The 23,568-nt window shown below is 32.5% G+C and carries 21 protein-coding genes and 1 tRNA gene; 18 read left to right on the top strand and 4 right to left on the bottom strand.

The window, feature by feature from the left end; translation table 11 throughout:
* Nucleotides 1-2 precede the first annotated feature (2 nt).
* The 15 genes from sucD (at nt 3) to KW502_RS13235 (ending at nt 17,399) form a co-directional block, all read left to right on the top strand.
* The gene (gene sucD / locus KW502_RS13305; RefSeq protein ID WP_219041048.1) at nt 3-878 is read left to right on the top strand and encodes a succinate--CoA ligase subunit alpha; all 876 of its coding nucleotides are present in this window, start codon (nt 3-5) and stop codon (nt 876-878) included.
* Between the two features lie 107 nt (nt 879-985).
* On the top strand, nt 986-3,967 hold the full coding sequence (locus KW502_RS13300) for a M16 family metallopeptidase (RefSeq protein ID WP_219041047.1): 2,982 nt from the start codon (nt 986-988) through the stop codon (nt 3,965-3,967).
* 115 nt (nt 3,968-4,082) lie between these two features.
* The gene (gene fabG, locus KW502_RS13295) at nt 4,083-4,829 is read left to right on the top strand and encodes a 3-oxoacyl-[acyl-carrier-protein] reductase (RefSeq protein ID WP_219041046.1); all 747 of its coding nucleotides are present in this window, start codon (nt 4,083-4,085) and stop codon (nt 4,827-4,829) included.
* A 65-nt stretch (nt 4,830-4,894) separates the two neighbouring features.
* Nucleotides 4,895-6,916: a VWA domain-containing protein gene (locus KW502_RS13290; RefSeq protein WP_219041045.1), complete on the top strand. Its 2,022-nt coding sequence runs from the start codon at nt 4,895-4,897 to the stop codon at nt 6,914-6,916.
* Between the two features lie 9 nt (nt 6,917-6,925).
* Nucleotides 6,926-7,744 (top strand): prohibitin family protein, encoded by an 819-nt coding sequence (locus KW502_RS13285; protein WP_219041044.1) that lies wholly within the window; start codon nt 6,926-6,928, stop codon nt 7,742-7,744.
* 227 nt (nt 7,745-7,971) lie between these two features.
* Entirely contained in the window at nt 7,972-8,823 is an 852-nt protein-coding gene (hisG, locus tag KW502_RS13280) for an ATP phosphoribosyltransferase (RefSeq protein WP_219041043.1), read from the top strand.
* A 104-nt stretch (nt 8,824-8,927) separates the two neighbouring features.
* Nucleotides 8,928-10,220 (top strand): histidinol dehydrogenase, encoded by a 1,293-nt coding sequence (gene hisD / locus KW502_RS13275; RefSeq protein ID WP_219041042.1) that lies wholly within the window; start codon nt 8,928-8,930, stop codon nt 10,218-10,220.
* Nucleotides 10,221-10,265: 45 nt separating this feature from the next.
* Entirely contained in the window at nt 10,266-11,315 is a 1,050-nt protein-coding gene (hisC, locus tag KW502_RS13270; protein ID WP_219041041.1) for a histidinol-phosphate transaminase, read from the top strand.
* A gap of 52 nt (nt 11,316-11,367) precedes the next feature.
* Nucleotides 11,368-12,510, top strand: a complete 1,143-nt coding sequence (gene hisB, locus KW502_RS13265) for a bifunctional histidinol-phosphatase/imidazoleglycerol-phosphate dehydratase HisB (protein WP_219041040.1) — start codon at nt 11,368-11,370, stop codon at nt 12,508-12,510.
* Between the two features lie 242 nt (nt 12,511-12,752).
* Nucleotides 12,753-13,334, top strand: a complete 582-nt coding sequence (gene hisH / locus KW502_RS13260) for an imidazole glycerol phosphate synthase subunit HisH (protein ID WP_219041039.1) — start codon at nt 12,753-12,755, stop codon at nt 13,332-13,334.
* Nucleotides 13,335-13,368: 34 nt separating this feature from the next.
* Nucleotides 13,369-14,094: a 1-(5-phosphoribosyl)-5-[(5-phosphoribosylamino)methylideneamino]imidazole-4-carboxamide isomerase gene (hisA, locus tag KW502_RS13255; RefSeq protein ID WP_219041038.1), complete on the top strand. Its 726-nt coding sequence runs from the start codon at nt 13,369-13,371 to the stop codon at nt 14,092-14,094.
* 184 nt (nt 14,095-14,278) lie between these two features.
* The gene (gene hisF, locus KW502_RS13250) at nt 14,279-15,034 is read left to right on the top strand and encodes an imidazole glycerol phosphate synthase subunit HisF (RefSeq protein WP_219041037.1); all 756 of its coding nucleotides are present in this window, start codon (nt 14,279-14,281) and stop codon (nt 15,032-15,034) included.
* A gap of 157 nt (nt 15,035-15,191) precedes the next feature.
* Nucleotides 15,192-15,788, top strand: a complete 597-nt coding sequence (gene hisIE, locus KW502_RS13245) for a bifunctional phosphoribosyl-AMP cyclohydrolase/phosphoribosyl-ATP diphosphatase HisIE (RefSeq protein WP_219041036.1) — start codon at nt 15,192-15,194, stop codon at nt 15,786-15,788.
* Nucleotides 15,788-16,432 (top strand): thiamine diphosphokinase, encoded by a 645-nt coding sequence (locus KW502_RS13240; RefSeq protein ID WP_219041035.1) that lies wholly within the window; start codon nt 15,788-15,790, stop codon nt 16,430-16,432. The genes hisIE and KW502_RS13240 overlap by 1 nt, the downstream gene beginning before the upstream one ends.
* 268 nt (nt 16,433-16,700) lie before the next feature.
* Nucleotides 16,701-17,399 (top strand): DUF2461 domain-containing protein, encoded by a 699-nt coding sequence (locus KW502_RS13235; RefSeq protein ID WP_369412534.1) that lies wholly within the window; start codon nt 16,701-16,703, stop codon nt 17,397-17,399.
* Between the two features lie 139 nt (nt 17,400-17,538).
* Here the strand turns inward: KW502_RS13235 and cysM are convergent, their stop codons facing one another.
* Together cysM and epsC are read right to left on the bottom strand one after the other, a co-directional pair.
* Entirely contained in the window at nt 17,539-18,426 is an 888-nt protein-coding gene (gene cysM / locus KW502_RS13230; RefSeq protein ID WP_219041091.1) for a cysteine synthase CysM, read from the bottom strand.
* Entirely contained in the window at nt 18,416-19,204 is a 789-nt protein-coding gene (gene epsC, locus KW502_RS13225; protein WP_219041034.1) for a serine O-acetyltransferase EpsC, read from the bottom strand. Before epsC ends, cysM begins: the two co-directional genes overlap by 11 nt.
* Nucleotides 19,205-19,356: 152 nt before the next feature.
* Here epsC and KW502_RS13220 point away from each other — a divergent pair, with 152 nt between their 5' ends.
* The gene (locus tag KW502_RS13220) at nt 19,357-20,142 is read left to right on the top strand and encodes a tRNA pseudouridine synthase A (protein ID WP_219041033.1); all 786 of its coding nucleotides are present in this window, start codon (nt 19,357-19,359) and stop codon (nt 20,140-20,142) included.
* Between the two features lie 4 nt (nt 20,143-20,146).
* On the opposite strand, the gene corA is transcribed toward KW502_RS13220, so the two are convergent.
* Nucleotides 20,147-21,229 carry a magnesium/cobalt transporter CorA gene (gene corA / locus KW502_RS13215; RefSeq protein WP_219041032.1) on the bottom strand — a complete coding sequence of 361 codons (1,083 nt, stop codon included), beginning with the start codon at nt 21,227-21,229 and terminating at the stop codon, nt 20,147-20,149.
* A gap of 21 nt (nt 21,230-21,250) precedes the next feature.
* Entirely contained in the window at nt 21,251-21,658 is a 408-nt protein-coding gene (locus KW502_RS13210; RefSeq protein ID WP_219041031.1) for a glyoxalase, read from the bottom strand.
* Nucleotides 21,659-21,826: 168 nt separating this feature from the next.
* On the opposite strand from KW502_RS13210, the gene KW502_RS13205 reads away from it, so the two are divergent.
* Nucleotides 21,827-23,185 (top strand): NAD-dependent succinate-semialdehyde dehydrogenase, encoded by a 1,359-nt coding sequence (locus tag KW502_RS13205; protein ID WP_219041030.1) that lies wholly within the window; start codon nt 21,827-21,829, stop codon nt 23,183-23,185.
* Nucleotides 23,186-23,298: 113 nt separating this feature from the next.
* A tRNA-Arg gene (locus tag KW502_RS13200) sits at nt 23,299-23,372 on the top strand.
* Nucleotides 23,373-23,568: the final 196 nt, after the last annotated feature.

Below are 23,568 nucleotides of genomic sequence, written 5' to 3'. Positions count from 1 at the left end.
TTATGAGCGTTTTAGTAAATAAAGATTCAAAAATAATTGTTCAAGGTTTTACAGGTAGTGAAGGTACTTTTCACGCTGAACAAATGATAGATTATGGTACCAATGTTGTTGGAGGAGTAACTCCAGGAAAAGGTGGTCAAACTCATTTAGGTAAACCAGTATTTAATACTGTTGCAGAAGCTGTAAAAGAAGCAGACGCAGACACAACCATTATTTTTGTGCCACCAGCATTCGCAGCCGATGCAATTATGGAAGCTGCAGATGCAGGAATTAAAGTAATTATTACTATTACTGAAGGTATTCCGGTAGCAGATATGATTAAAGCCTCAAACTATATTAAAAATAAAGATTGTCGTTTAGTAGGTCCTAACTGTCCAGGTATTATTACTCCAGGTGAAGCTAAAGTTGGTATTATGCCAGGTTTCGTTTTCAAAAAAGGTAAAGTTGGTATCGTATCAAAATCAGGAACTTTAACTTATGAAGCAGCAGATCAAGTTGTCAAACAAGGATTAGGGATTACCACCGCTATTGGTATTGGAGGAGATCCAATAATTGGTACGACTACAAAAGAAGCAGTAGAGTTATTGATCAACGACCCAGAAACGGAATGTGTAGTGATGATTGGTGAAATAGGCGGTCAATTAGAAGCAGATGCAGCACAATGGTACAAAGAAAGTGGCTCTAAAAAGCCAATCGTAGGTTTTATCGCTGGTGAAACTGCTCCTGCGGGAAGAACGATGGGACATGCTGGTGCAATTGTTGGCGGAAGTGAAGATACAGCACAAGCCAAAAAGAAAATTATGAGTGAAAGCGGAATTCATGTAGTAGATTCTCCTGCTGAAATCGGTAAAAAAGTAGCAGAAGTTTTAGCGAAATAAATTTTTTTTAAAGTTTTAACAGATTTTATAATATTTAAAGTTCGTTAGTGTCTAATCACTATCGAACTTTTTTTTATTTTTAAGAATTACTAATTTAATGTCAACTTATGAAGAAAATTTATTTACCAATTTTCCTTTTTTTAGGTTCTGTAACTTTAATTAGTTGCGGAGACAATAAAGAGAAAGAGAGCCAGAATCAAGAAGACCACTACCATCATACCGATGATGCAGGGTTTTCATATGAAACTTTTAAAGAAGATCCTTCTGGACTGCGACTTTACACGTTAGACAATGGTCTAAAAGTCTATTTAGGTAAAAACGAAGAAGAACCAAAAATTCAGACCTTAATAGCTGTAAGAGCAGGTTCTACTTACGATCCTGCAGATAATACGGGATTGGCTCATTATTTAGAGCATATGGTTTTTAAAGGAACTCATAAAATAGGGACTCAAGACTGGGAACAAGAAAAAATGCTTTTAGATAGTATTTCAAACTTATATGAAATGCATAAAGCCGAGCAAGATCCAGAAAAGAAAAAAGAGTATTACACCCAAATCGATTCTGTTTCTCAAAAGGCTTCAGAATATTCCATTGCGAATGAATACGATAAAATGGTAGCTTCTTTAGGAGCAGAAGGTACAAATGCTTTTACTTCTAATGAGCAAACGGTTTATGTAAATAAAATTCCTTCTAACGAATTAGACAAATGGTTAACTTTAGAAAGTGAACGCTTTAGTACATTGGTTTTACGCTTATTTCATACCGAATTAGAAGCGGTTTATGAAGAATTTAACAGGGGTCAAGATAGCGATGGTCGTAAGCAATATCAAGCTACTTTAGAAGGTTTATTCCCGACGCATCCATACGGTACACAAAGTACGATTGGTAAGTCTGAACACCTTAAAAATCCCTCAATGGAAGCCATTCATGCTTATTTCGATAAATACTACGTGCCTAACAATATGGCTGTAGTTTTAGTGGGAGATATTGATTTTGATAAAACCATCGCTAAAGTAAACGATGCTTTTGGTGATTACGAGAAAAAAGAAGTTTCTCATCCAAGTTTCTCGGATGAACAACCAATTACAGCTCCGGTAGAAAAAGAAGTTTTCGGACCAACTTCAGAATCTGTTTATGTGGCTTTTAGAACCGATGGAGTAGGGAGTGAAGATCAAAAGATCGTAACACTTATCGATTATATTTTAGCCAATTCACAAGCAGGATTAATCGATTTAGATTTAAATCAACAGCAAAAAGTTCAGCGTGCATCCTCTTATACAAATTTTGATAACGATTATGGTTTTCATTTACTTTATGGGATGCCAAAAGCGAATCAAAGTTTAGATGAAGTGAAAAACTTACTCTTAGCTGAAGTTGAAAAAATTAAAAAGGGAGAATTTGATGATTGGTTGGTAGAAGCCGTTATTAACGATTTAAAGCTTTCAGAAATTCGTGAATACGAAGATGCTTCATCTACAGCTTATGCTTATATGGATGCTTTTATTCATTTTCAAGATTGGCAAGATCAAGTCGATTTTATCAATGACTTAAAAACGGTAACTAAAGAAGATATCGTTAACTATGCTAACAAGCATTATAATAATAATTATGTTGCCGTTTATAAGCGTAAAGGTAAAGATACGAGTATTTCAAAAGTTCAGAATCCAGGGATTACTCCTGTAAAATTGAACCGTGATAAGCAATCAGATTTCTTAACAGAATTCAACAAAACAGAATCACCAGCTTTACAACCTCAATATGTAGATTACGAGAAAGCGATCAAAAATTCTGAAACAAAAAGTGGATTACCAGTGGCTTATGTTAAAAATGAAAACAACGATTTGTTCAACCTCTATTTTATTTTCGATATGGGGGAAGATAATGATAAAGAGCTTTCTTTGGCTGCGGGTTATTTAGACTATTTAGGGACTAACGAGCTTACTCCTGAAGAAGTAAAACAAGAGTTCTATAAATTAGGGATTAATTATTTTGTTAGTTCGGCAACAGATAAAACTTACGTAGGTATTTCTGGTTTAAAAGAAAATTTACCAAAAGGTTTAGCATTATTAGAAAGTGTTTGGACCAATGCAAAAGCAAATCAAGAAACTTACGATAAATACGTAGAACAAATTTTAAAAGGAAGAGAAGATAACAAAACCCAAAAAAGGAATATTCTTTTCAATGGATTAATGAATTACGGTAAGTATGGAGAAAACTCTAGACTTCGTGATATTTATACTGCTGAAGAGTTGAAAAACAAGAATCCTGAAGAATTGGTGCAGAAAATAAAAGATATGCGCAATTTTAAACAGCGTATTTTTTATTACGGAAAAGACTTAGATAACGCAGTCAGCGCTATTGAAGAAAATCACCAGCTTCCTAAAGAACTTAAAGAATATCCAGAAGCTAAAGAATATGCTGAAACTAATACAGGTAAAAAAGTATATTTTGTAGATTACGATATGGTACAGGCAGAAATGGTTTTCCTTTCTAAAGGAGAAGATTTTAGCCCAGAGAAAATGGCAGCGACAGAGTTGTTTAACACCTATTTTGGTAGCGGACTTTCATCTATCGTTTTTCAAGAAATTAGAGAGTCTAAATCTTTAGCTTATTCAGCATATTCTGCCTACCAAACAGCAAAAGAAAAAGAAAAACCAAATTATGTCATGGCTTATATTGGTACTCAGGCTAATAAAATGCCACAAGCGGTAGATGCGATGATGGAGCTTATGACAGATATGCCAGAAGCAGAAGAACAATTTCAAGCGGCTAAGGAAGCAACATTAAAACAAATTGCGGCAGAGAGAATTACCAAAACTTCAATTTTTTGGAATTACGAGAGTTTAAAGAAACGTGGTATGGATCACGATTACCGTAAAGAAATGTATGATGCTATCCAAGGTATGACGATGGAAGATCTTAAAGAATTTTTCAATAACAATATCAAAGGGCAAGATTACAACGTAATGGTCATTGGTAACAAAGAAGATATAGATATGCAATCACTTTCTAAATTAGGTGAAGTAGAAGAATTAGATATCGATTATTTATTTAATTACGAAAAATCTTCAGAAGATTTAAAATTATAAATCATTTCAAAATTCAGATTAGAAAACCTCCTGAGATTTCAGGAGGTTTTTTTATGCAAAAACTCTATGCTTATTATTATATTTGGCTTTGCTATAAATAAATCAATTACAAATTATGAAAATATTAGAAGGAAAAAATGCCATCATAACCGGAGCCAGTCGTGGTATTGGTAGAGGGATCGCACAAGTTTTTGCTCAACACGGAGCAAATGTGGCATTTACCTATAGCTCGTCGGTAGAAGCAGCCGAAGAATTAGAAGATGAATTAACAAAAATGGGCGTTAAAGCTAAAGCCTATAAAAGTAATGCTGCTAGTTTTGAAGAATCTCAAGAGTTAATCGCGCAAGTCTCTAAAGATTTTAGCAGCATCGATATTTTAATTAATAACGCTGGGATTACAAAAGATAATTTATTAATGCGTATGAGCGAGGAAGATTTCGATAAAGTAATTGAAGTCAACCTGAAGTCTATTTTTAATATGACAAAAGCTGTTCAACGCACCATGCTCAAACAACGTAAAGGAAGCATTATTAACATGAGCTCTGTAGTTGGTGTTAAAGGGAATGCAGGTCAATCTAATTATGCAGCTTCTAAAGCTGGTATTATTGGCTTTTCTAAATCTATGGCGTTAGAATTAGGTTCTAGAAATATTAGAACTAATGTAATTGCACCTGGTTTTATTGAAACTGAAATGACGGCGAAATTAGATGAAAAAATCGTACAAGGTTGGAGAGATAATATTCCATTAAAACGTGGTGGAAGTCCAGAAGATATCGCTAATGCTTGTGTATTTTTAGGTAGCGATTTAAGCAATTATATTACTGGTCAAGTAATCAATGTAGATGGGGGAATGCTAACTTAATGATTGTTACCTCGAGCGGAGTCGAGAGGGGTTTTCAAACTTTTTATAAAAATTAAATCCATTTAATGGTAGTAAACAACATCTTTTTTATCATTTTAGCAGCGGTCACCGCTTTAGTATTGGTGTTGTTACAATATTATTTTACGAATAAAAACAAACGTTCAAAGCACTGGATATTTTTCAGTGCTTTACGTTTTATAACTTATTTTTCAGTATTTCTATTACTGGTTAATCCTAAATTCACCAATACGACTTATACCTTAGAGAAACCTTCTCTAGCATTGGTAGTCGATAATTCTTCTTCAATTAAAAATTTAGGTGAAGAAAATAAGGTTTTTAATTATCTTAATGAAATTCATCAAGATAAAGAGTTAAATGAAGCTTTTTCTATTGAAAATTATAGTTTCGGTTCAAATTTTAGAGCTAACGATTCGATCAATTTTTCAGAAAAGCAAAGTAATCTGCATCAAGCGTTTTCTAATCTTCAACAGCTTTATAAAAACAAAACCGCTCCCATAGTTTTTATTTCTGATGGTAATCAAACTTATGGTCAAGATTTCACCTATTCAGCAAAACAATTAAAGCAACCTATTTTTCCTGTTGTGGTAGGCGATACTACAACATATGCCGATTTAAAAATTGGACAGCTAAACGCGAATCGTTATGCATTTCTGAATAATAAATTTCCTGTTGAAGTATTTGTAAATTATTCTGGTAATTCAGCAATTTCAAAACGCTTTGAAATTAAGCAAGGTAATCAAACTTTGTATGCTGAAAATATTTCGCTCAGTCAACAAAAAACTTCCGCAGTTATCAATGCAACACTTCCCGCGAATAGTGTGGGAGTGAAGACCTATTCGGTGAGTATTGAGACGATTGAAAACGAAAAAAACACAGAAAATAATATTAAGAATTTTGCAGTAGAAGTGATCGATGAGAAAACAAATGTACTTATACTTTCATCTATCTTGCATCCAGATTTAGGTGCATTTAAAAAAAGTATAGCACATAATCAACAACGATCTGCAACCATTAAAATGGTAGATGAAGAAATTGATTTTGGAAACTATCAACTTGTAATTCTTTACCAACCCAATGAGAATTTTGCAGCAGCTTACCAACAAATTAAACAATTAGGTTTAAATACGCTTACGGTAACAGGTACTCAAACCAATTATGAGTTTCTTGGTGAATATGAAGAAATTTTCACAAAACCAAGATCAAATCAGAATGAAGATTATTTAGCAATTTATAATACCAATTATTCGTCATTTCAATTTGAAAATATAGGATTTGAAAATTTTCCACCCTTAAAAGATAAGTTTGGAGATCTAAATTTTTCTAGAGAATTGAATTCTTTATTGTTTCAATCTATTGCCGGTTATGAAACCCAAACTCCTCTCATAGCTACATTAGAAGATGGTAATCAGCGTTACGGATTTATATTTGGAGAGAATACCTGGCAATGGAGAGCCAACAGTTTTTTAGATCACGAAAATTTTGATACCTACGATGACTTTTTTGGTAAATTAATTCAGTACTTAGCTTCCAATAAACGAAGAGAACGCTTGCAACTCGATTACAATTCGTTTTATAATTCTGGTGAAAATATTGTATTTAAAGCTCAATACTTTGATAAAAATTTTGAGTTTGACTCACGTGGGAAATTAAGTTTAACCGTAAGAAATAAAGAGACAGACACGGCTCAAGTTTTCCCTTTTTTACTTCTTAATAATTTATATGAAGTAGATTTAAGTAATTTAGATTCGGGAAATTACACTTTTATATTTAATGCAAATGATGAGCAGCTTAGTAAAACAGGTCAATTTACGATTATAGATTTTGAGGTAGAAAAACAATTTTCAAATGCTAATTTTGTGGCACTTCAACAGCTAAATGATGAAGTTTATTTTCTTAATCAATTTAAACAACTAAAACAAAATTTATTAACCGCACCAGAATTTAAGCCTATTCAAAAAAGCCAGCAAGAAGTTTTACCTTTAATTGATTGGGTTTATCTATTGGTAATCATGGTTTTTTGCCTATCTTCCGAGTGGTTTCTAAGAAAATATTACGGACTTATTTAAACAAACATAATGAACAACAGACTACCTAAAGCAATTATCCCTATCGTTATTATTGGGATTGTATTTATAATTATTATTTTTAAAGCTACAGTAACCATTGGTTCTGGTGAAGCGGGTGTTTTATATAAAACACTAGACGGCGGTGTAGTAACAGATGAGCCACCAATGGGTGAAGGTTTTCACTTTGTAGCTCCTTGGAATAGTGTTTTTGTTTATGAAGTTAGACAACAATCACTCGATGAAAAAATGCAAGTTTTAAGTTCTAATGGTTTAGAGATTAGAATAGATGCTTCTACTTGGTTTCAACCCAAATATGCAGATTTAGGAAAATTACATAAAGAGAAAGGGGATAAGTATATAGAAAGATTACTTAAACCTGCAGTAAGATCTGCTGCTAGAGCTGTGGTTGGACGCTATAGTCCAGAGCAATTGTATGCAAGTAAAAGAGAAGCTATTCAAAAAGAAATATTAGAAGAAACGCAAATTCTTCTAAAAGATCAATATGTGCAGGTAAATGAAATCTTGGTAAGAGATGTCTCTTTACCTACGACCATTAAAGAAGCTATTGAGCGTAAATTACGCCAAGAGCAGGAATCTTTAGAATATGAATTTAGATTGACCAAAGCGACCAAAGAAGCAGAAAGACAAAGAATTGATGCAGAAGGTAAAGCCGTTGCTAATAAAATTTTAAGTGAGTCTTTAACAGACAAAGTTTTAAAAGAAAAAGGAATACAAGCCACAATTGAACTTTCTAAATCTAATAACTCTAAAGTTATTGTTATTGGAGGAGGAGATGGAGGTTTACCAATTATTCTAGGAAATAATTAGACAACTATTAAATTTTTCTAAAATTAGAAATTATTTTAAAATTATTTATATGTTTGTAATCACAATGAGAAAAATTAATTTACATCATCATCATATTCATTTCCACGCTCAAGCGAGGTGATTATGTGTTTGATGAAATTCAAAAAATAATTTACAAACCCGTTTGAGTAGTTCAAACGGGTTTTTTGTTGCCCTATTTTAACTGCTCAAACTTTTATTTTAAAAAAATGCTAACAATTGCGATTCAAAAATCAGGACGTTTACACGACGATTCTATTAAAATTCTAAAAGAAGCAGGAATTTACATTGATAACGGTAAAGATCAACTCAAAACCAAATCTAGTAATTTCCCTTTAGAAGTTCTTTATTTAAGAAATGGAGATATACCTCAATATTTAAGAGACGGCGTAGTCGATATGGCGATTATCGGTGAAAATCTTTTAATTGAAAAAGGTGAAGATATAGAAATTCTTCAAAAATTAGGTTTTTCTAAATGCCGCGTTTCTATCGCTGTTCCAAAAGACAAAGAATTTAGCGATTTAAAACAATTACAAGGAAAAAAAATCGCAACTTCTTATCCCAATACGGTTAAAAATTATTTAGCTGAAAAAGGAATCACAGCAGATTTACACCAAATATCAGGTTCTGTTGAAATTGCTCCAAATATTGGTTTGGCAGATGCCATCGTAGATATCGTTTCTAGCGGAAGTACCTTGTTCAAAAACAATTTAAAAGAGGTAGAACAAATCTTAAAAAGTGAAGCAGTTATCGCTGTTTCTCCAAAAATTTCTCCAGAAAACAATCAAGTTTTAAATAAACTACTATTTCGCATTCAATCTGTTTTAAAAGCGAGGACTTCAAAATATGTATTGCTGAATGCCCCCAATAAAAACTTAGCTAAAATTATAGAAATTTTACCAGGAATGAAGAGTCCTACTGTGCTTCCTCTAGCTAAAGAAGGATGGAGTTCGTTACACTCTGTGATCAATGAAGAAACCTTTTGGGAAGTTATTGATGAGTTAAAAGCAAATGGTGCCGAAGGAATTTTAATCTGTCCTATCGAAAAAATGGTTTTATAAAATAAAATCAGTAAATAACCTAGATGAAATCTCGGAATAGTAAAATTTTAAAAGCACTATTTATATTTATACTGACTTGTTTTAGAATTACATAAAATAAAAATATGAAAATCATAAAAAATCCATTAGCAGAAAATTGGGAAGAACTTCTAAAACGCCCTACGCAAACTATTGATGATATTGAAGCTACGGTAAATCAAATTTTTACAGAAGTTCAATCAAATGGAGATCAGGCTATTTCAAAATATACCAGTTTATTTGATGGTATTTCCTTAGAAAATATACAAGTTTCAATTAAGGAAATTCAACAAGCAGAAAAAGAGATCTCTACAGAATTAAAAGCAGCAATACAATTAGCAAAAGATAATATCACCAAATTTCACGCAGCTCAAAAAACTGAACTTGTTGAAGTAGAAACTCAAAAAGGGGTAAAATGCTGGCAAGAAAAGCGTCCTATCCAAAAAGTGGGACTTTATATTCCGGGAGGTTCAGCTCCGTTATTCTCCACTATTTTAATGTTAGCAATTCCAGCAAAATTAGCAGGTTGTCAAGAAATTGTATTATGTACACCGCCAGATAAAAACGGGAATGTTCATCCGGCAATTTTATATACAGCCAATTTATGTGGAGTTACAAAACTGTTTAAAGTGGGAGGTATTCAGGCGATTGCAGGATTAACTTTTGGAACAAAAACTATTCCGCAAGTATATAAAATATTTGGCCCAGGGAATCAATTTGTGACTGTCGCTAAACAATTAGCTACACGGTTTAATGTGGCTATCGATATGCCGGCTGGACCTTCAGAGTTATTAGTATTTGCAGATAAAACTGCCAATGCAAGTTTTATTGCCTCAGATTTGCTTTCGCAAGCTGAACACGGAGCAGATAGTCAGGTAATTTTAGTTACAACTTCTCAACAAGTTTTAAAAGAAGTAGAACAGGAGGTTCAGCGCCAGTTAGCAGTTTTACCAAGAAAGGCAATTGCCGAAAAGGCCATAGAAAATTCTAAATTAATTTTAGTGAAAGATGATGTTATTGCATTGGCACTTATTAATCAATACGCTCCAGAGCATTTTATTGTAGTAGCTGAAAATGAAGAATTTTTTATTCAAGAAATTCAAAATGCAGGTTCTGTTTTTATAGGAAATTATACGCCAGAAAGTGCAGGTGATTATGCTTCTGGCACCAATCATACGTTACCAACAAACGCTTATGCCAAGCAATATAGCGGTGTAAATTTAGACAGTTTTCAAAAAAGTATGACTTTTCAAAAAATTAACGAACAAGGTATTCAAACTATTGGTAAAGCAATAGAATTAATGGCAGAGGCCGAAGGATTACAAGCTCATAAAAACGCGGTAAGTCTACGATTACAGAGTTTAGAAAATAATATTTAGCAATTTTATACCTTCATCAAATAAAGAGGTTTAAACTGAAAACAAATGAATAAATTCAATTTAAAAAATTTAGTCAGAGCTAATGTTCAAAGGCTAAAGCCGTATTCTTCGGCTCGTGATGAGTACAAAGCAACGGGTGATGCTATGACATTTCTAGATGCTAATGAAAATCCGTTTGAGAATGGCGTAAATCGTTATCCAGATCCGCAACAACGAGAGTTGAAACTTACTTTAGCGAAACTTAAAAACCTAAGTAGTAAACAAATTTTATTAGGCAATGGAAGTGATGAAGTTTTAGATTTATTGTTTCGATCTTTTTGTGAACCAGGTATCGATAATGTAATCACATTACCACCAACATACGGAATGTATAAGGTGTTAGCTGAAATTAATGCTATAGAAAATCGAGAGGTTTTATTAACAGAAGAATTTCAGCTTGATGTAAAATCTATTTTAAATAGCGTTGATCAAAATTCAAAATTACTTTTTATTTGTTCGCCAAATAATCCTACAGGGAATGCTATTGATGCTAGAAATATCAAAACTCTTTTAGAAAATTTCTCCGGAATCGTGGTGATCGATGAAGCTTACATCGATTTTTCATCTTACGAAAGTTGGATTACTTTTCTAGATTTATATCCTAATTTAGTGATCACACAAACGCTATCTAAAGCTTATGGAATGGCAGGAATTAGATTAGGAATTTGTTACGCTTCAGAAGCAATTATTTCAGTATTAAATAAAATTAAACCACCTTATAATGTTAATGAGTTAACACAGCAAAAAGCATTAGAGCGTGTATTAGCAGTTGATGAAGTGTTTGATGAAGTAGAACATATTTTAAAAGAAAGAAATAGCTTACTCAAAAATTTAGAAACGATAAATTTCATTGAAAAAATATATCCTACTGATGCTAATTTTATATTGGTTAAAGTAGATAATGCGAGCCTTCGTTATAACGAATTATTAGCAAAAGGAATCGTGATAAGAAATAGAAATACGCAACCACTTTGTGAAAATACCTTACGTTTTACGATTGGGACTGCTCAAGAAAATGAGAAGTTAATAGAAGCATTGCATAATTTAGATAATTAAATAAATGCGCCATCCTGGACTTGATTCGGGATTTCATCCAAAGAAAATAGAAATGAAGAAAATATTATTTATAGATCGAGACGGAACTTTAATTCACGAGCCAGAAGATTATCAAGTTGATAGTTTAGATAAGCTAGAATTTTATCCTGAAGTGATTTATTACCTCGCAAAAATTGCTAAAGAACTAGATTATGAGTTGGTGATGGTAACCAATCAAGATGGTTTGGGAACCGAAGAGTTTCCTGAAAATGATTTTTGGCCTATTCAGCATTTTATAGAAAAAGTTTTTGCTAACGAAGGAGCAAAATTTCAAGAAAGTCTCATCGATAAAACTTACGCTAAAGAAAATGCCGATACTCGCAAACCTAATATTGGTTTATTAAAACAAAATGGATATTTAGAGGAAGAAAAATACGATCTGAAAAATTCGTTTATGGTTGGCGATCGGTTAACCGATATAGAATTTGCCTATAATTTTGGAGGAAAAGGACTTTTCATCAACACCCATACAGAATTGGGCGCAGATGAAATTAAAAATGATCAAACTGAAGTTGAAAATGCAATTGCATTACAGACAGATTCTTGGAAAGAGATTTACGAATTTTTAAAGCTGAAAGATAGAACTGCCGAAATTACTAGAAAAACCAACGAAACAAATATTGCTATTCAACTAAATCTAGATGGAACAGGGAAAAGTGAAATCGATACAGGAATTGCATTTTTTGACCATATGCTAGATCAGCTTTCACGTCATGGTCAGATGGATTTAAAAATTAAGGTGAAAGGCGATTTAGAAGTAGATGAACATCATACTATTGAAGATACCGCTATTGCCTTAGGCGAAGTATTTCAACAAGCATTGGGTAATAAATTAGGTGTGGAGCGATACGGTTTTTGTTTACCAATGGACGATTGCCTTGCGCAAGTAGCTATAGATTTTGGTGGTAGAAACTGGCTAGTTTGGGAAGCTAACTTTAAACGAGAAATGGTAGGCAAAATGCCAACAGAAATGTTTTACCATTTTTTCAAGTCCTTTTCAGATGGCGCTAAAGCTAATTTAAATATCAAAGCAGAAGGAACTAACGAGCATCATAAAATTGAAGCGATATTTAAAGCTTTTGCTAAAGCTATTAAATTTGCCGTAAAGCGAGATACAGAAAAAATGATATTACCGTCAACCAAAGGAATGCTTTAGCAGAATTGAGATGTTAGAGATGAGAATTTGTCATACTGAACTCGATTCAGTATCACATCAGGTTGATAAAAGTTAAGTTGAATAAAAAAAGCAGGATGAGATTCCAGATCAAGTCTGGAATGACGCGATTCAAAAGGTAAATAAAGTTAAGTCATACTGAATTTAATTCAGCATATCACCTGATTAAGCTTTTATTGAATAAAAGCTCAATACTCAATTCTAACTACTAATTACTAGAATAAATGAAAATAGTCATTATTAACTATGGAGCGGGAAATATTCAAAGCATCAAATTTGCTATACAGCGATTGGGCTTTGAAGCTCAGCTTTCAGATAGTGTAGAAGAAATTCAACAAGCAGATAAAATAATCTTCCCTGGTGTAGGCGAAGCAAGTAGTGCGATGCAAAAATTAAAAGTTACCGGTTTAGATCAACTCATTCCGCAATTAAAACAACCCGTATTAGGTATTTGTTTAGGAATGCAATTAATGTGTCAGCATTCTGAAGAAGGAAACACTAAAGGTTTAGGGATTTTTGATGTTGAAGTTAAACGTTTCTCTAATCAAGTAAAAGTACCGCAGATTGGATGGAATCAAATTTCAAATTTAAAATCAGATTTATTTCGAGGTATTAAAGAAAACGAGTTTATGTATCTAGTACATAGTTTTTATGCCGAAAAATGTTCAGAAATGATAGCAGAGACCAGTTATGATACATATTATGCTTCGGCTTTGCAAAAAGATAATTTTTATGGAGTTCAATTTCATCCCGAAAAAAGCAGTGATGCTGGAGAAAAAATATTAGAGAATTTTTTAAAAAGCTAACAACAAATCGTTTTTAGCTAAAAGCTTAAATACTATGAGAATTATTCCCGCTATAGATGTTATTGAAGGTAAATGTGTACGCCTTTCTAAAGGTGATTATAGTACAAAGAAAATATATAATGAAAGTCCGCTAGAGGTGGCTAAACAGTTTGAATCACACGGAATCAAATACCTGCATTTAGTAGATTTAGATGGCGCTAAAAGCAGTCAGATTGTAAATTATAAGGTTTTAGAAAAAATTGCTTCTCAAACAAATTTAAAGATTGATTTTGGAGGCGGACTTAAATCTGATGGAGATTTACGTATTGCTTTTGAAAGTGGTGCACAACAAATTACTGGAGGAAGCATTGCAGTTAAAAATAAAAAACTTTTTAAGAATTGGATTCAGCAATACGGATCAGATAAAATTATTTTAGGTGCAGATGCTAAAGATGAAAAAATAGCTATTTCAGGCTGGCAAGAAGATTCAAATCAAGAATTAGTCCCGTTTATTCAAGATTATCAGCAAAGTGATATTCAATATGTAATATGTACAGATATAAGTAAAGACGGAATGTTAGAAGGACCCTCATTTCAGTTATATCAAAAAATAATAAAAGAATGTCAAGGTGTTAAGCTAATTGCTTCCGGTGGAATTTCGACTTTTGACGAACTTCCAAAATTAGCCGCTTTAGGTTGTGAGGGAACTATAATTGGTAAAGCAATTTATGAAAATAGAATAAGTTTAAACCAATTAGAAAAGTACATTCTTGAAAAATAGCGTCCTGCTGAATTTATTTCAGCATCGCATTTTTATGATAATTTAGTTAGAACTAAACCGGATGAGACCCCAGATCAATTCCAAGATTATGAAAAAAATAAATGTCACCTTGAGCGGAGTCGAGAGGATTAAAAATAAAAAGTTGAATTTAAAACGCTAAAAGGCGTAAACAGTAAACTACAAAATGCTTACAAAAAGAATTATTCCTTGTTTAGATATTAAAAACGGAAGAACCGTAAAGGGAGTTAATTTTCTAGACTTAAGAGACGCAGGTGATCCTGTAGACTTAGCGCAGTTTTACGCTGAAAATGGAGCTGATGAATTGGTCTTTTTAGATATTTCAGCCACTGAAGAAAAAAGAAAAACATTGGCAGATTTAGTACTTCGAATAGCCGAAAAAGTAAATATTCCTTTTACGGTTGGTGGCGGTATTTCTTCTGTAGAAGATGTAGATGTACTGCTTCAATGTGGTGCAGATAAAGTTTCGATAAATTCTTCAGCAGTAAAAAGACCAGCATTAATTAATGAGCTTTCGGCTAAATTCGGGAGTCAGTGTGTAGTGGTGGCGATAGATGCAAGACAAATAGATAACGAATGGAAAGTTCATTTAGTAGGTGGCAAAATACCAACTAAACTCAATTTGTTTGATTGGGCAAAAGAAGTAGAAACGCGTGGTGCAGGAGAAATTTTATTTACTTCAATGAATAATGACGGCACTAAAAGCGGTTTTGCAAATGAAGCTTTAGCGCAACTTTCTGAGGAGTTAAATATTCCTATAATTGCTTCTGGTGGCGCAGGAAATATGCAACATTTTGCAGATACCTTTAAACTAGGAAAGGCAGATGCAGCCTTGGCAGCCAGTGTGTTTCATTTTAAAGAAATAGCTATTTCTAATTTGAAAGATTTTTTAAATAATAAGGGAATTTTGGTAAGAAGATAAGTTGAGTTGCTTCACGCTGAATTTATTTTATTGTCTCATCATTAAAATAATTATGTTTTAAAACTATAATGAGATTCCAGATCAACTTCAGAATGATAAGAAAAATAATGATAATCTCACCTCGCGCAAAGTCGAGAGATAATTAAAAGATTAAAAAATGAAGATAGATTTTAATAAAAATAAGGACGGACTTGTACCGGCAATTATTCAAGATGCAAAGACTCTAAACGTTTTAATGTTAGGGTACATGAATGAAGAAGCCTTTTTAAAAACAAACCAGTCGAAGAAAGTTACTTTTTACAGCAGAACAAAACAACGTCTCTGGACCAAAGGTGAAGAAAGTGGTAATTTTTTACATTTGGTCAATATCAAATTAGATTGTGATAATGATACTCTTTTAATTCACGTTAACCCAGAAGGTCCGGTTTGTCACAAAGGAACAGATACGTGTTGGCAAGAAGAAAATAGCCAGAAATATGGTTTCATCTCCGCATTAGAACAAATTATTGAGAATAGAAAAAATCAAGCTCATCCAGATGAAAGTTATATTGCTTCTCTTTTTGAAAAAGGGATGAATAAAATAGCTCAGAAAGTAGGGGAAGAGGCTGTAGAGGTAGTCATTGAAGCAAAAGATGACAATGAAGATTTATTTCTAAATGAATCTGCAGATTTATTATTTCATTATTTAATTTTGCTGAGAGCCAAAGGCTATGAATTAAACGATATTGTTAAGGTTTTAGAAAAGCGAAATTAATGCAAATACATCGAGATACCTATAAATTAGAGAGTGAGGTAGTTTTGTTTATAAATGGTCAATTTCCTAGTGAAACTCCAGATTTAGCTCATTTTAAGAAAATATTTTGTACCGATGGCGCTTATAAAAAACTCAAACATTTAAATATTCAACCCGATGTTGTTTCTGGCGATTTTGATTCGATAGCGATGTCAGAAATCTCTTCGGAAGTAAAAATTATAGAAACGCCAGATCAAAATGCAACAGATTTTGAAAAGGCATTGAGAATTATTATTAAAGAAGGGTTCTCTAGCGTTTCTGTTTTTGGGTGTAGCGGATTAGAACAAGATCACTTTTTAGGAAATTTAACTTCAATGTTAGCACACAAGAATGAACTAAAAATTAGGTGTTTTGATGATTTCGGCTTTTATTTTTTTGCCGAAAATGGAACCGAAGTAGTTAATTTTAAAAGCGAAATTATTTCTCTTTATCCTTTTCCTGAAGCCAAAGGAATCGTTTCTGAAGGCGTAAAATATCCCTTGCACAATGGTGATTTAAGTGTAGTTACTCGTATCGGAACCCGAAATACGATCATAGAAAATAAGGCAACGGTAAGATTTCAAGAGGGGAACTTGTTATTATTTATTCAAGATCGATTGAAATAGTTTTCAGGATGAGATCAGTTCAGTTTTATAAAAAGAAAACCTGATACTGAACTTGATTTAGCATCACGTCAAAAAATTAAAAGTGAATACGTGAAAATCTGTATGAGATCCCATATCAAGTTTGAGATGAAGATATATTAAATGTAAGGAAGTAGTGTCATACTGAATTTATTTTACATCTCATTCAGAGAGGATGCTGAGAAATCGTGATGATAAGATCTTAGAACAAGTCTAGAATTAAGTAAAAGTAAAAAGAAGTTTTATAACTTTGAAGAAAAGAATTTGTATGAAATCTGTTCCTCAAGAAGCTTTAGCGTTTTTACTTCAACTCCAAAAAAACAACGAACGTGACTGGTTCAATGAGCATAAAGCTGAATTTAAAGCTTTAGAAAGTGAAATGAAAGATTTCTATAAAGAAATTGAAATTAAGCTGAATCTTCACGATCAAATAGAGAAAACCAAAGCGTTTAGAATATACAGAGATATTCGGTTTTCAAAAGATAAAACGCCGTATAAAACTAATTTTGGAGCAAGTTTTACTCGTAGAAAACCAGCATTACGTGGTGGTTATTATGTGCATATTCAGCCTGAAAATAAATCGTTTATCGCTGTAGGTTTTTGGAATCCGCATAAAGATGATTTATACCGAATAAGAAAAGAAGTTGAGTTAGATGCTGAAGAAATAAAACAGGTGATTCAACAAAAAGAATTAAAAAAATATTGGGGTGAAGTGGAAGGCGAACGTTTAAAAACTTCACCTAAAGGTTTTGATAAAGAACATCCTGCTATTGATTTATTAAATTTAAAACAATGGAATTTTACTAAAAAATTCACAGATAAAGAAGTGCTAGCTAATGATTTTGCTGCAACTGTCGATAATCATTTTAAAGCTATTCGTCCGTTTTTTGATTATATGAGTAGTGTTTTAACCACAGATTTAAACGGAGTTTCATTAATTGATGAATAGGTTTTTAATCAATAATTCTATGTTTGTCTCTAATTTCATATAGACTTAAACAAACAGATTTTCTTCACTTTGAAAAATATTCAAGGTGAAGAAAATTAAACATGCGATTTCTCAAATAAGTTTAACTAAATAAGAAAACCTAATCTTCAAATAAATCAGAAGAAAGATATCGATCACCACGGTCACAAATAATAGAAACTACTATGCCTTCTTCTAGCGTTTCTATAAGTTTTAAAGCTGCTGCTGTAGCACCGCCACTACTCATACCTGCAAAGATACCTTCTTCTTTGGCTAAACGTTTAGTCATGGCACGAGCTTCATCTTCGCTTACCTCAATTACCTGATCTACTTTTTTGGGATTAAATATTTTAGGGAGATACTCTTTTGGCCATTTTCTAATCCCAGGAATACGAGAATTATCGGTGGGTTGTACGCCAACAATTTGTATGTCTTTATTTTGTTCTTTTAAATAGGTAGAAGTTCCCATAATAGTTCCAGTTGTACCCATAGAAGAAACAAAATGAGTAACTTCTTGATTGGTATCTCGCCAAACTTCTGGTCCGGTAGTTTTATAGTGAGCTTTCCAGTTATCGTCGTTGGCAAACTGGTTTAAGCCAACAAAACCTTCATGTTTAACTTTATCATCTGCGTAATCACGAGAACCTTCGATACCACGATCACTTGAAGTTAAGGTCACTTTTGCACCATAAGCCCGCATTGTTTGTACCCGTTCTTTGGTAGAATTTTCTGGCATAACCAATTCGATAGTTAAGTTGTAAAGATTGGCAATTAGCGCTAAAGCAATGCCGGTATTTCCGCTGGTAGCTTCAATAAGTTTGGTGTTTTTATCAATATCACCACGTTCTACAGCACTTTTAATCATATTATAAGCAGGACGGTCTTTTACGCTTCCTCCGGGATTATTTCCTTCTAATTTAAAAAACAACTTTACGTTTTTGTTAGTATTAAGATGCTGTGCTTCTACTAAAGGAGTGTTTCCTATTAAATCTAATATGCTACTCATGATTTTTTCTAATTTTAATTTCTGGGCTATGGGTTACGATAGAATTTTCTGGGATAGAAGAAGTGAGCCAAACATTACCGCCAACAATGCTGTTTTTTCCGATAATAGTATCTCCGCCTAAAATTGTTGCATTAGCGTAAATGGTCACATTTTCTTCAACAGTGGGATGACGTTTGGTATTTTTTAGATTCTTCTCTACATACAAAGCTCCCAGCGTAACTCCTTGATAAATTTTTACTTCATTTTTAATTTCTGCTGTTTCTCCAATTACAATTCCGGTAGCATGATCTATAAAAAAAGAAGTGCCAATTTTTGCTCCTGGATGAATATCTACTCCAGTGAGACGATGCGCATATTCGGTCATCATTCTTGGTACTAATGGGAATCCCGCTTTATAAAACTCGTGTGCAAAACGATAAATAGCTACTGCAAAAAAACCTGGATAACATAAATAAATTTCTTCAATAGAATTAGCTGCGGGGTCATTTTTAAAAATGGTTTCTGCATCTTTATTAAGTTTGCATAACAATTCTGGAAGTTGATGCATATAATTCTGCCAAAGTTTTCGGCAAGGTTTTTTGTGTTCCCAACAAGCTAAATCTACTAACCTTTCAAAATCTTGTTCTAACTCATCAATATTTTTTTCTACCGGAATTTCTGCATCAAAAAGTGTATGAAACAACTTAATGGTGAAATTTTCTGTTTTTGTTTTTAGCTGAAATTTAAGATGCGGATTTTGTTTTTGATCTTTAATATTCGCAATGATTTCTTTTTTATTCATGTATTGAAATTCTACTCCTCAAAGTTAAAAATTATTCTTTGGCTTCCTTTACAAATAGGAAAGCAAAAAATAATAAAATGAATTATTTTAGACGAAATTGAATTCGTTTCTTGACAATCTCTTAATAGTGTTTATTTTTGATAAAAAAGTAAATGCAACGCATTCGGTATTATTACCTTATAAAACTTCAATATTTAGGATTTAGATTTCACGGTTGGCAAAAGCAACCCGACGTAATTACGGTTGAAAAAATGGTAGATCGTACGGTTTCTTTTGTTTTAGGAAGAAAAAATTTTAAGCTTTTAGCCTCAGGAAGAACAGATGCTAAAGTTTCAGTAAATCAAACTTTTGTAGAGCTTTTTGTAGATGAAGAGCCCATCAATATAGATGAATTTTTATCAGAATTTAATAAGAATCTTCCGCCAGATATTCGAGCTTTAGCCATTACAGAAACCAATCAAGACTTTAATATCATTAATCATCCTAAGCAAAAGGAATATTTGTATTTTTTTGCTTACGGTGAAAAATTTCATCCTTTTTGTGCGCCCTTTATGACGTATATGAAAGACGATTTAGCTATTGAATTGATGCAAGAGGGCGCTAAACTTTTTGAGGGTGAACATGATTTTTGGTCCTACGCCTTTAGACCTAAGCCTGAAACCAAAACTCAAGGAAAAATAGATGTGTGTAAACTGGTAGAGAATGATATTTATTCCGCTAATTTTTTTCCGGAGAAAAGTTATGTTTTGCGGGTAAAAGGAAAAGGTTTTAAACGTCACCAAATCCGATTAATGATGGGCGTTTTATTTGATTTAGGTAGGGGAGAGATAAATTTAGATTTTATAAAACAAACCTTAAATGCAGCAAACCGAATTAAACTAGAACATATCGCTCAACCTTCTGGATTAATTTTGAATGAAGTTAGCTTAAATGATTAAGTTTTTACAACCATTTTTTTCTTCTGAAATACCAAATCATGAGTAAAAAAACGGTAATCATTAATCCCCAAAGGTAAAAATAACCGTATTTAAATTTAAGCTCTGGCATGTATTCAAAATTCATCCCGTAGATGCCTGCCATAAAAGTTAATGGTATAAAAATACTTGCCATGATGGTTAGAACCTTCATGACTTCATTCATTTTATTGCTAATAGAAGTCATATACATATCCATTAAACTCCATATCATTTCACGGTAAATCTCTATATTTTCAGAGATTTGGGTAATGTGATCTTGTAAATCTCTAAGGTAACTATGTGTCTTTTCATCAATCAGTTCATGCTCGCTATTTTCTAATCTGTTAATCACCTCTCGAAGCGGATGAATAGCTTTTCTAATTTTTAATACTTCACGTTTTAAATCTTGTATTTCTTGCGTCATATCATCTTCAACTTCTTGCGTAAAAAGAGAATCTTCTAAGGTTTCAATTTTATCACTTAAACCTTCAATAATAATAAAATAATTATCGACAACGGCATCAATAAGCGCATACATTAAATAGTCTGAGCCAGAACTACGCATTCTTCCTTTTGTATTATTAATTCGCTCTCGAACGCCGTCAAAAACATCACCATCAGCCTCTTGAAAAGTAAGCACAAAACCTTCTCCAGCGACAATACTTAAATGCTCATTTACAAATTCATTTTCGTTATCTGTGTAGAGCATTTTTACTACGACAAATATATAATCTTCGTAATCATCAAATTTTGGACGTTGTTGCGTGTTTACAATGTCTTCGATAATTAATGGATGCAAATGGTAATGTTTACCAAGTTCTTCAATCTCAGTAGTGTGGTTTAGACCGTTAATATTAATCCAAGTAATGTTGTCTTTTCCTTTAAAATGAAAAGCATCATTAACCTTATTACTGTCTTCACGGGTAACTTTTTCTTTGTCAAAATTTATAATTTCAACCGTAGGTTTTTCAGTAACTTTATTTCCTACATAAGTTACTTGACCTGGAATTTGATTAACTGAAGTATTTTTTACTTTTAGTTTTTTCTTGTGTTTTCTTCTCACTCTCATAAAAGTAAAAATAGTATAATTTTAGAAAACAATATCTTGTTCTAAAAGCTGAATGCTATTCTGTATTCTATCTCTTACCAAATTCATCATTCGTTTATTGAGCGCAGAAGAATTTTTAATATAGTTATGGTATTCATTTATGGTAAATTGCCCAATAATCATTCCTTTTAAACTATTTCTAAATTTCATATCTTTATGTATAGCATTATCAACATAGAGGAATCTTCTTTCTATAGTGAGCTCAAAAAATACATTTTTATGCTTTTTTATGTAGTTTTTAAATGCTTCAATTAATAAATGATGTTGAAGTTTTATTACTGGTCGCAAGGTTTCATTTTGAAATCGCTCTTCTGCAGACATGTTTTCAGAAACTTTAGCTGAAGGTATTTCTGGTCTAATTTGTAGTAAGTACTCATCTCTAACATCCATAATAATGTGATTTTTAATAAAATTAAACAAATGAATTGGAGAAAAGTAAAAAGGATAGAAGAGTTTTAAACTAATTTTTCAACAATAGAAACCTAAGTTAAATTCATCTTAATTGAAAATTAAACCAATTTTAAGATATTTAAATTTAGGGTCAAATTTTATTTTATTATGATTAAGTCAATAAATCCATATACAGGAGAAACTTTAGAAAAATTTAAAGTTCACACCAAGTCAGATATTTCAAAAAAAATAAAGAAAGCAGATAAAACATTTCAAGATTGGCGACACGTTTCTTTTAGCAGAAAAAAAGAACTCATGCTCAACTTGGCAGAAGAACTTAAAAGCAATAAAAAAGAGTATGCTACTGCCATTACCAAAGAGATGGGGAAGCCTATATCACAAGCCATAGCAGAAATAGAAAAATGCGCTTGGGTCTGTGAATATTATGCTGAAAATGCAGAGAATCAGCTTCAAAAGGAAATGATAGCTACTGATGCTGAAGAATCTTATGTACGTTTCGATCCTATAGGCGTTGTATTTGCTGTTATGCCTTGGAATTACCCTTTTTGGCAAGTATTTAGATTTATAGCTCCAGCTTTAATGGCAGGTAATGTAGGGCTTTTAAAACATGCCAGTAACGTAATGCGTTGTGCAGAAAATATAGAAAAAGCTATTTTAAACGCAGGTTTTCCTGAAGGCTGTTTCCAAAATTTAATTATTAGTAGTAAGAAAGTTGAGCAAGTAGTGAGAGATAAACGAGTAAAAGCAGTTACTCTCACGGGAAGTAAACCTGCCGGAAGTTCTGTAGCTTCTATTGCGGGAGAAGAAATTAAAAAGTCTGTTTTAGAGCTTGGCGGTAGCAATGCACTTGTAGTTTTTGAAGATGCTAATATTGCTGAAACGGTGAAAATCTGCGTTCAGGCAAGATTTCAAAATACGGGTCAAAGTTGTATTGCTGGTAAGCGTTTAATAATTCAGGAATCTATTTATGAAGAATTTTTAGAAGAATTTATCACTCAAGTGCGAGAGCTTAAAAGTGGAGACCCAATGGATGAAGACACTTATATTGGTGTTTTAGCACGAGAAGATTTAGCGATAGATTTAGAAGAACAATTAAAAAAAGCTAAAGATAAAGGAGCTAAAGTAGTACTAGGAGGAAAGCGTAATAAATCTTATTTTGAACCTACTATTGTAATTAATGTAAATAAAAAATCTACAATTTTTAAAGAGGAAACTTTTGGGCCTTTAATTGCAGTGACACGTTTTAACTCAGATATGGAAGCGATCGATTTAGTTAATAGATCTGCGTTTGGATTGGGTGTTTCTATTTTTACTGAAGACTACGAAAGAGCAAAAGCATTAATACCCCAATTTGATGATGGAGCTGTATTTGTGAATGATCTTGTGAAAAGTGATCCAAGATTACCTTTTGGAGGAACTAAAGATTCTGGTTACGGAAGAGAGCTTTCTTCGCACGGGATCAAAGAATTTTTGAATAGAAAAACAGTTTATATAAATAAATTTTAATTTTTTTATTTCTGAGTATGAGTGTGTTAATAATTAAGCTGTATTTTTTTGTAAAATAAGGCTTGTATTATTCAGAAGTATTAATATATTTGCAACCGCTTACAAAGCAAAAAGGTCGCATAGCTCAGCTGGATAGAGCACCTGCCTTCTAAGCAGGCGGTCCCAGGTTCGAATCCTGGTGCGATCACTTTATAATTTTAAAACCCTCTGATTTTCAGAGGGTTTTTTTATGCTTAAAATATATTTCCCGATATTTTCGGATCAAGTCTAAAATCTGGGTTTTTACGATTTTAAGAATATAATGGATCAAGTCTAAAATCTGGGTTTTTACGATTTTAAGAATATAATTTAATCAATCGATATAAGAAGTATTCGGTATTCCT

This window comes from Mesonia aestuariivivens, assembly GCF_019311235.1.
Lineage (GTDB): Bacteria > Bacteroidota > Bacteroidia > Flavobacteriales > Flavobacteriaceae > Mesonia > Mesonia aestuariivivens.
The sequence above is the reverse complement of the archived record's forward strand: the minus strand, read 5'-3'. Positions and strand labels throughout refer to the sequence as shown.

Excerpts from the sequence above, each read along its gene's own strand:
- sucD (WP_219041048.1), top strand. The coding sequence starts at position 3 with ATGAGCGTTTTAGTAAATAAAGATTCAAAAATAATTGTTCAAGGTTTT.
- KW502_RS13300 (WP_219041047.1), top strand. The coding sequence starts at position 986 with ATGAAGAAAATTTATTTACCAATTTTCCTTTTTTTAGGTTCTGTAACT.
- fabG (WP_219041046.1), top strand. The coding sequence starts at position 4,083 with ATGAAAATATTAGAAGGAAAAAATGCCATCATAACCGGAGCCAGTCGT.
- KW502_RS13290 (WP_219041045.1), top strand. The coding sequence starts at position 4,895 with ATGGTAGTAAACAACATCTTTTTTATCATTTTAGCAGCGGTCACCGCT.
- KW502_RS13285 (WP_219041044.1), top strand. The coding sequence starts at position 6,926 with ATGAACAACAGACTACCTAAAGCAATTATCCCTATCGTTATTATTGGG.
- hisG (WP_219041043.1), top strand. The coding sequence starts at position 7,972 with ATGCTAACAATTGCGATTCAAAAATCAGGACGTTTACACGACGATTCT.
- hisD (WP_219041042.1), top strand. The coding sequence starts at position 8,928 with ATGAAAATCATAAAAAATCCATTAGCAGAAAATTGGGAAGAACTTCTA.
- hisC (WP_219041041.1), top strand. The coding sequence starts at position 10,266 with ATGAATAAATTCAATTTAAAAAATTTAGTCAGAGCTAATGTTCAAAGG.
- hisB (WP_219041040.1), top strand. The coding sequence starts at position 11,368 with ATGAAGAAAATATTATTTATAGATCGAGACGGAACTTTAATTCACGAG.
- hisH (WP_219041039.1), top strand. The coding sequence starts at position 12,753 with ATGAAAATAGTCATTATTAACTATGGAGCGGGAAATATTCAAAGCATC.
- hisA (WP_219041038.1), top strand. The coding sequence starts at position 13,369 with ATGAGAATTATTCCCGCTATAGATGTTATTGAAGGTAAATGTGTACGC.
- hisF (WP_219041037.1), top strand. The coding sequence starts at position 14,279 with ATGCTTACAAAAAGAATTATTCCTTGTTTAGATATTAAAAACGGAAGA.
- hisIE (WP_219041036.1), top strand. The coding sequence starts at position 15,192 with ATGAAGATAGATTTTAATAAAAATAAGGACGGACTTGTACCGGCAATT.
- KW502_RS13240 (WP_219041035.1), top strand. The coding sequence starts at position 15,788 with ATGCAAATACATCGAGATACCTATAAATTAGAGAGTGAGGTAGTTTTG.
- epsC (WP_219041034.1), bottom strand. The coding sequence starts at position 19,204 with ATGAATAAAAAAGAAATCATTGCGAATATTAAAGATCAAAAACAAAAT.
- KW502_RS13220 (WP_219041033.1), top strand. The coding sequence starts at position 19,357 with ATGCAACGCATTCGGTATTATTACCTTATAAAACTTCAATATTTAGGA.
- corA (WP_219041032.1), bottom strand. The coding sequence starts at position 21,229 with ATGAGAGTGAGAAGAAAACACAAGAAAAAACTAAAAGTAAAAAATACT.
- KW502_RS13210 (WP_219041031.1), bottom strand. The coding sequence starts at position 21,658 with ATGGATGTTAGAGATGAGTACTTACTACAAATTAGACCAGAAATACCT.
- KW502_RS13205 (WP_219041030.1), top strand. The coding sequence starts at position 21,827 with ATGATTAAGTCAATAAATCCATATACAGGAGAAACTTTAGAAAAATTT.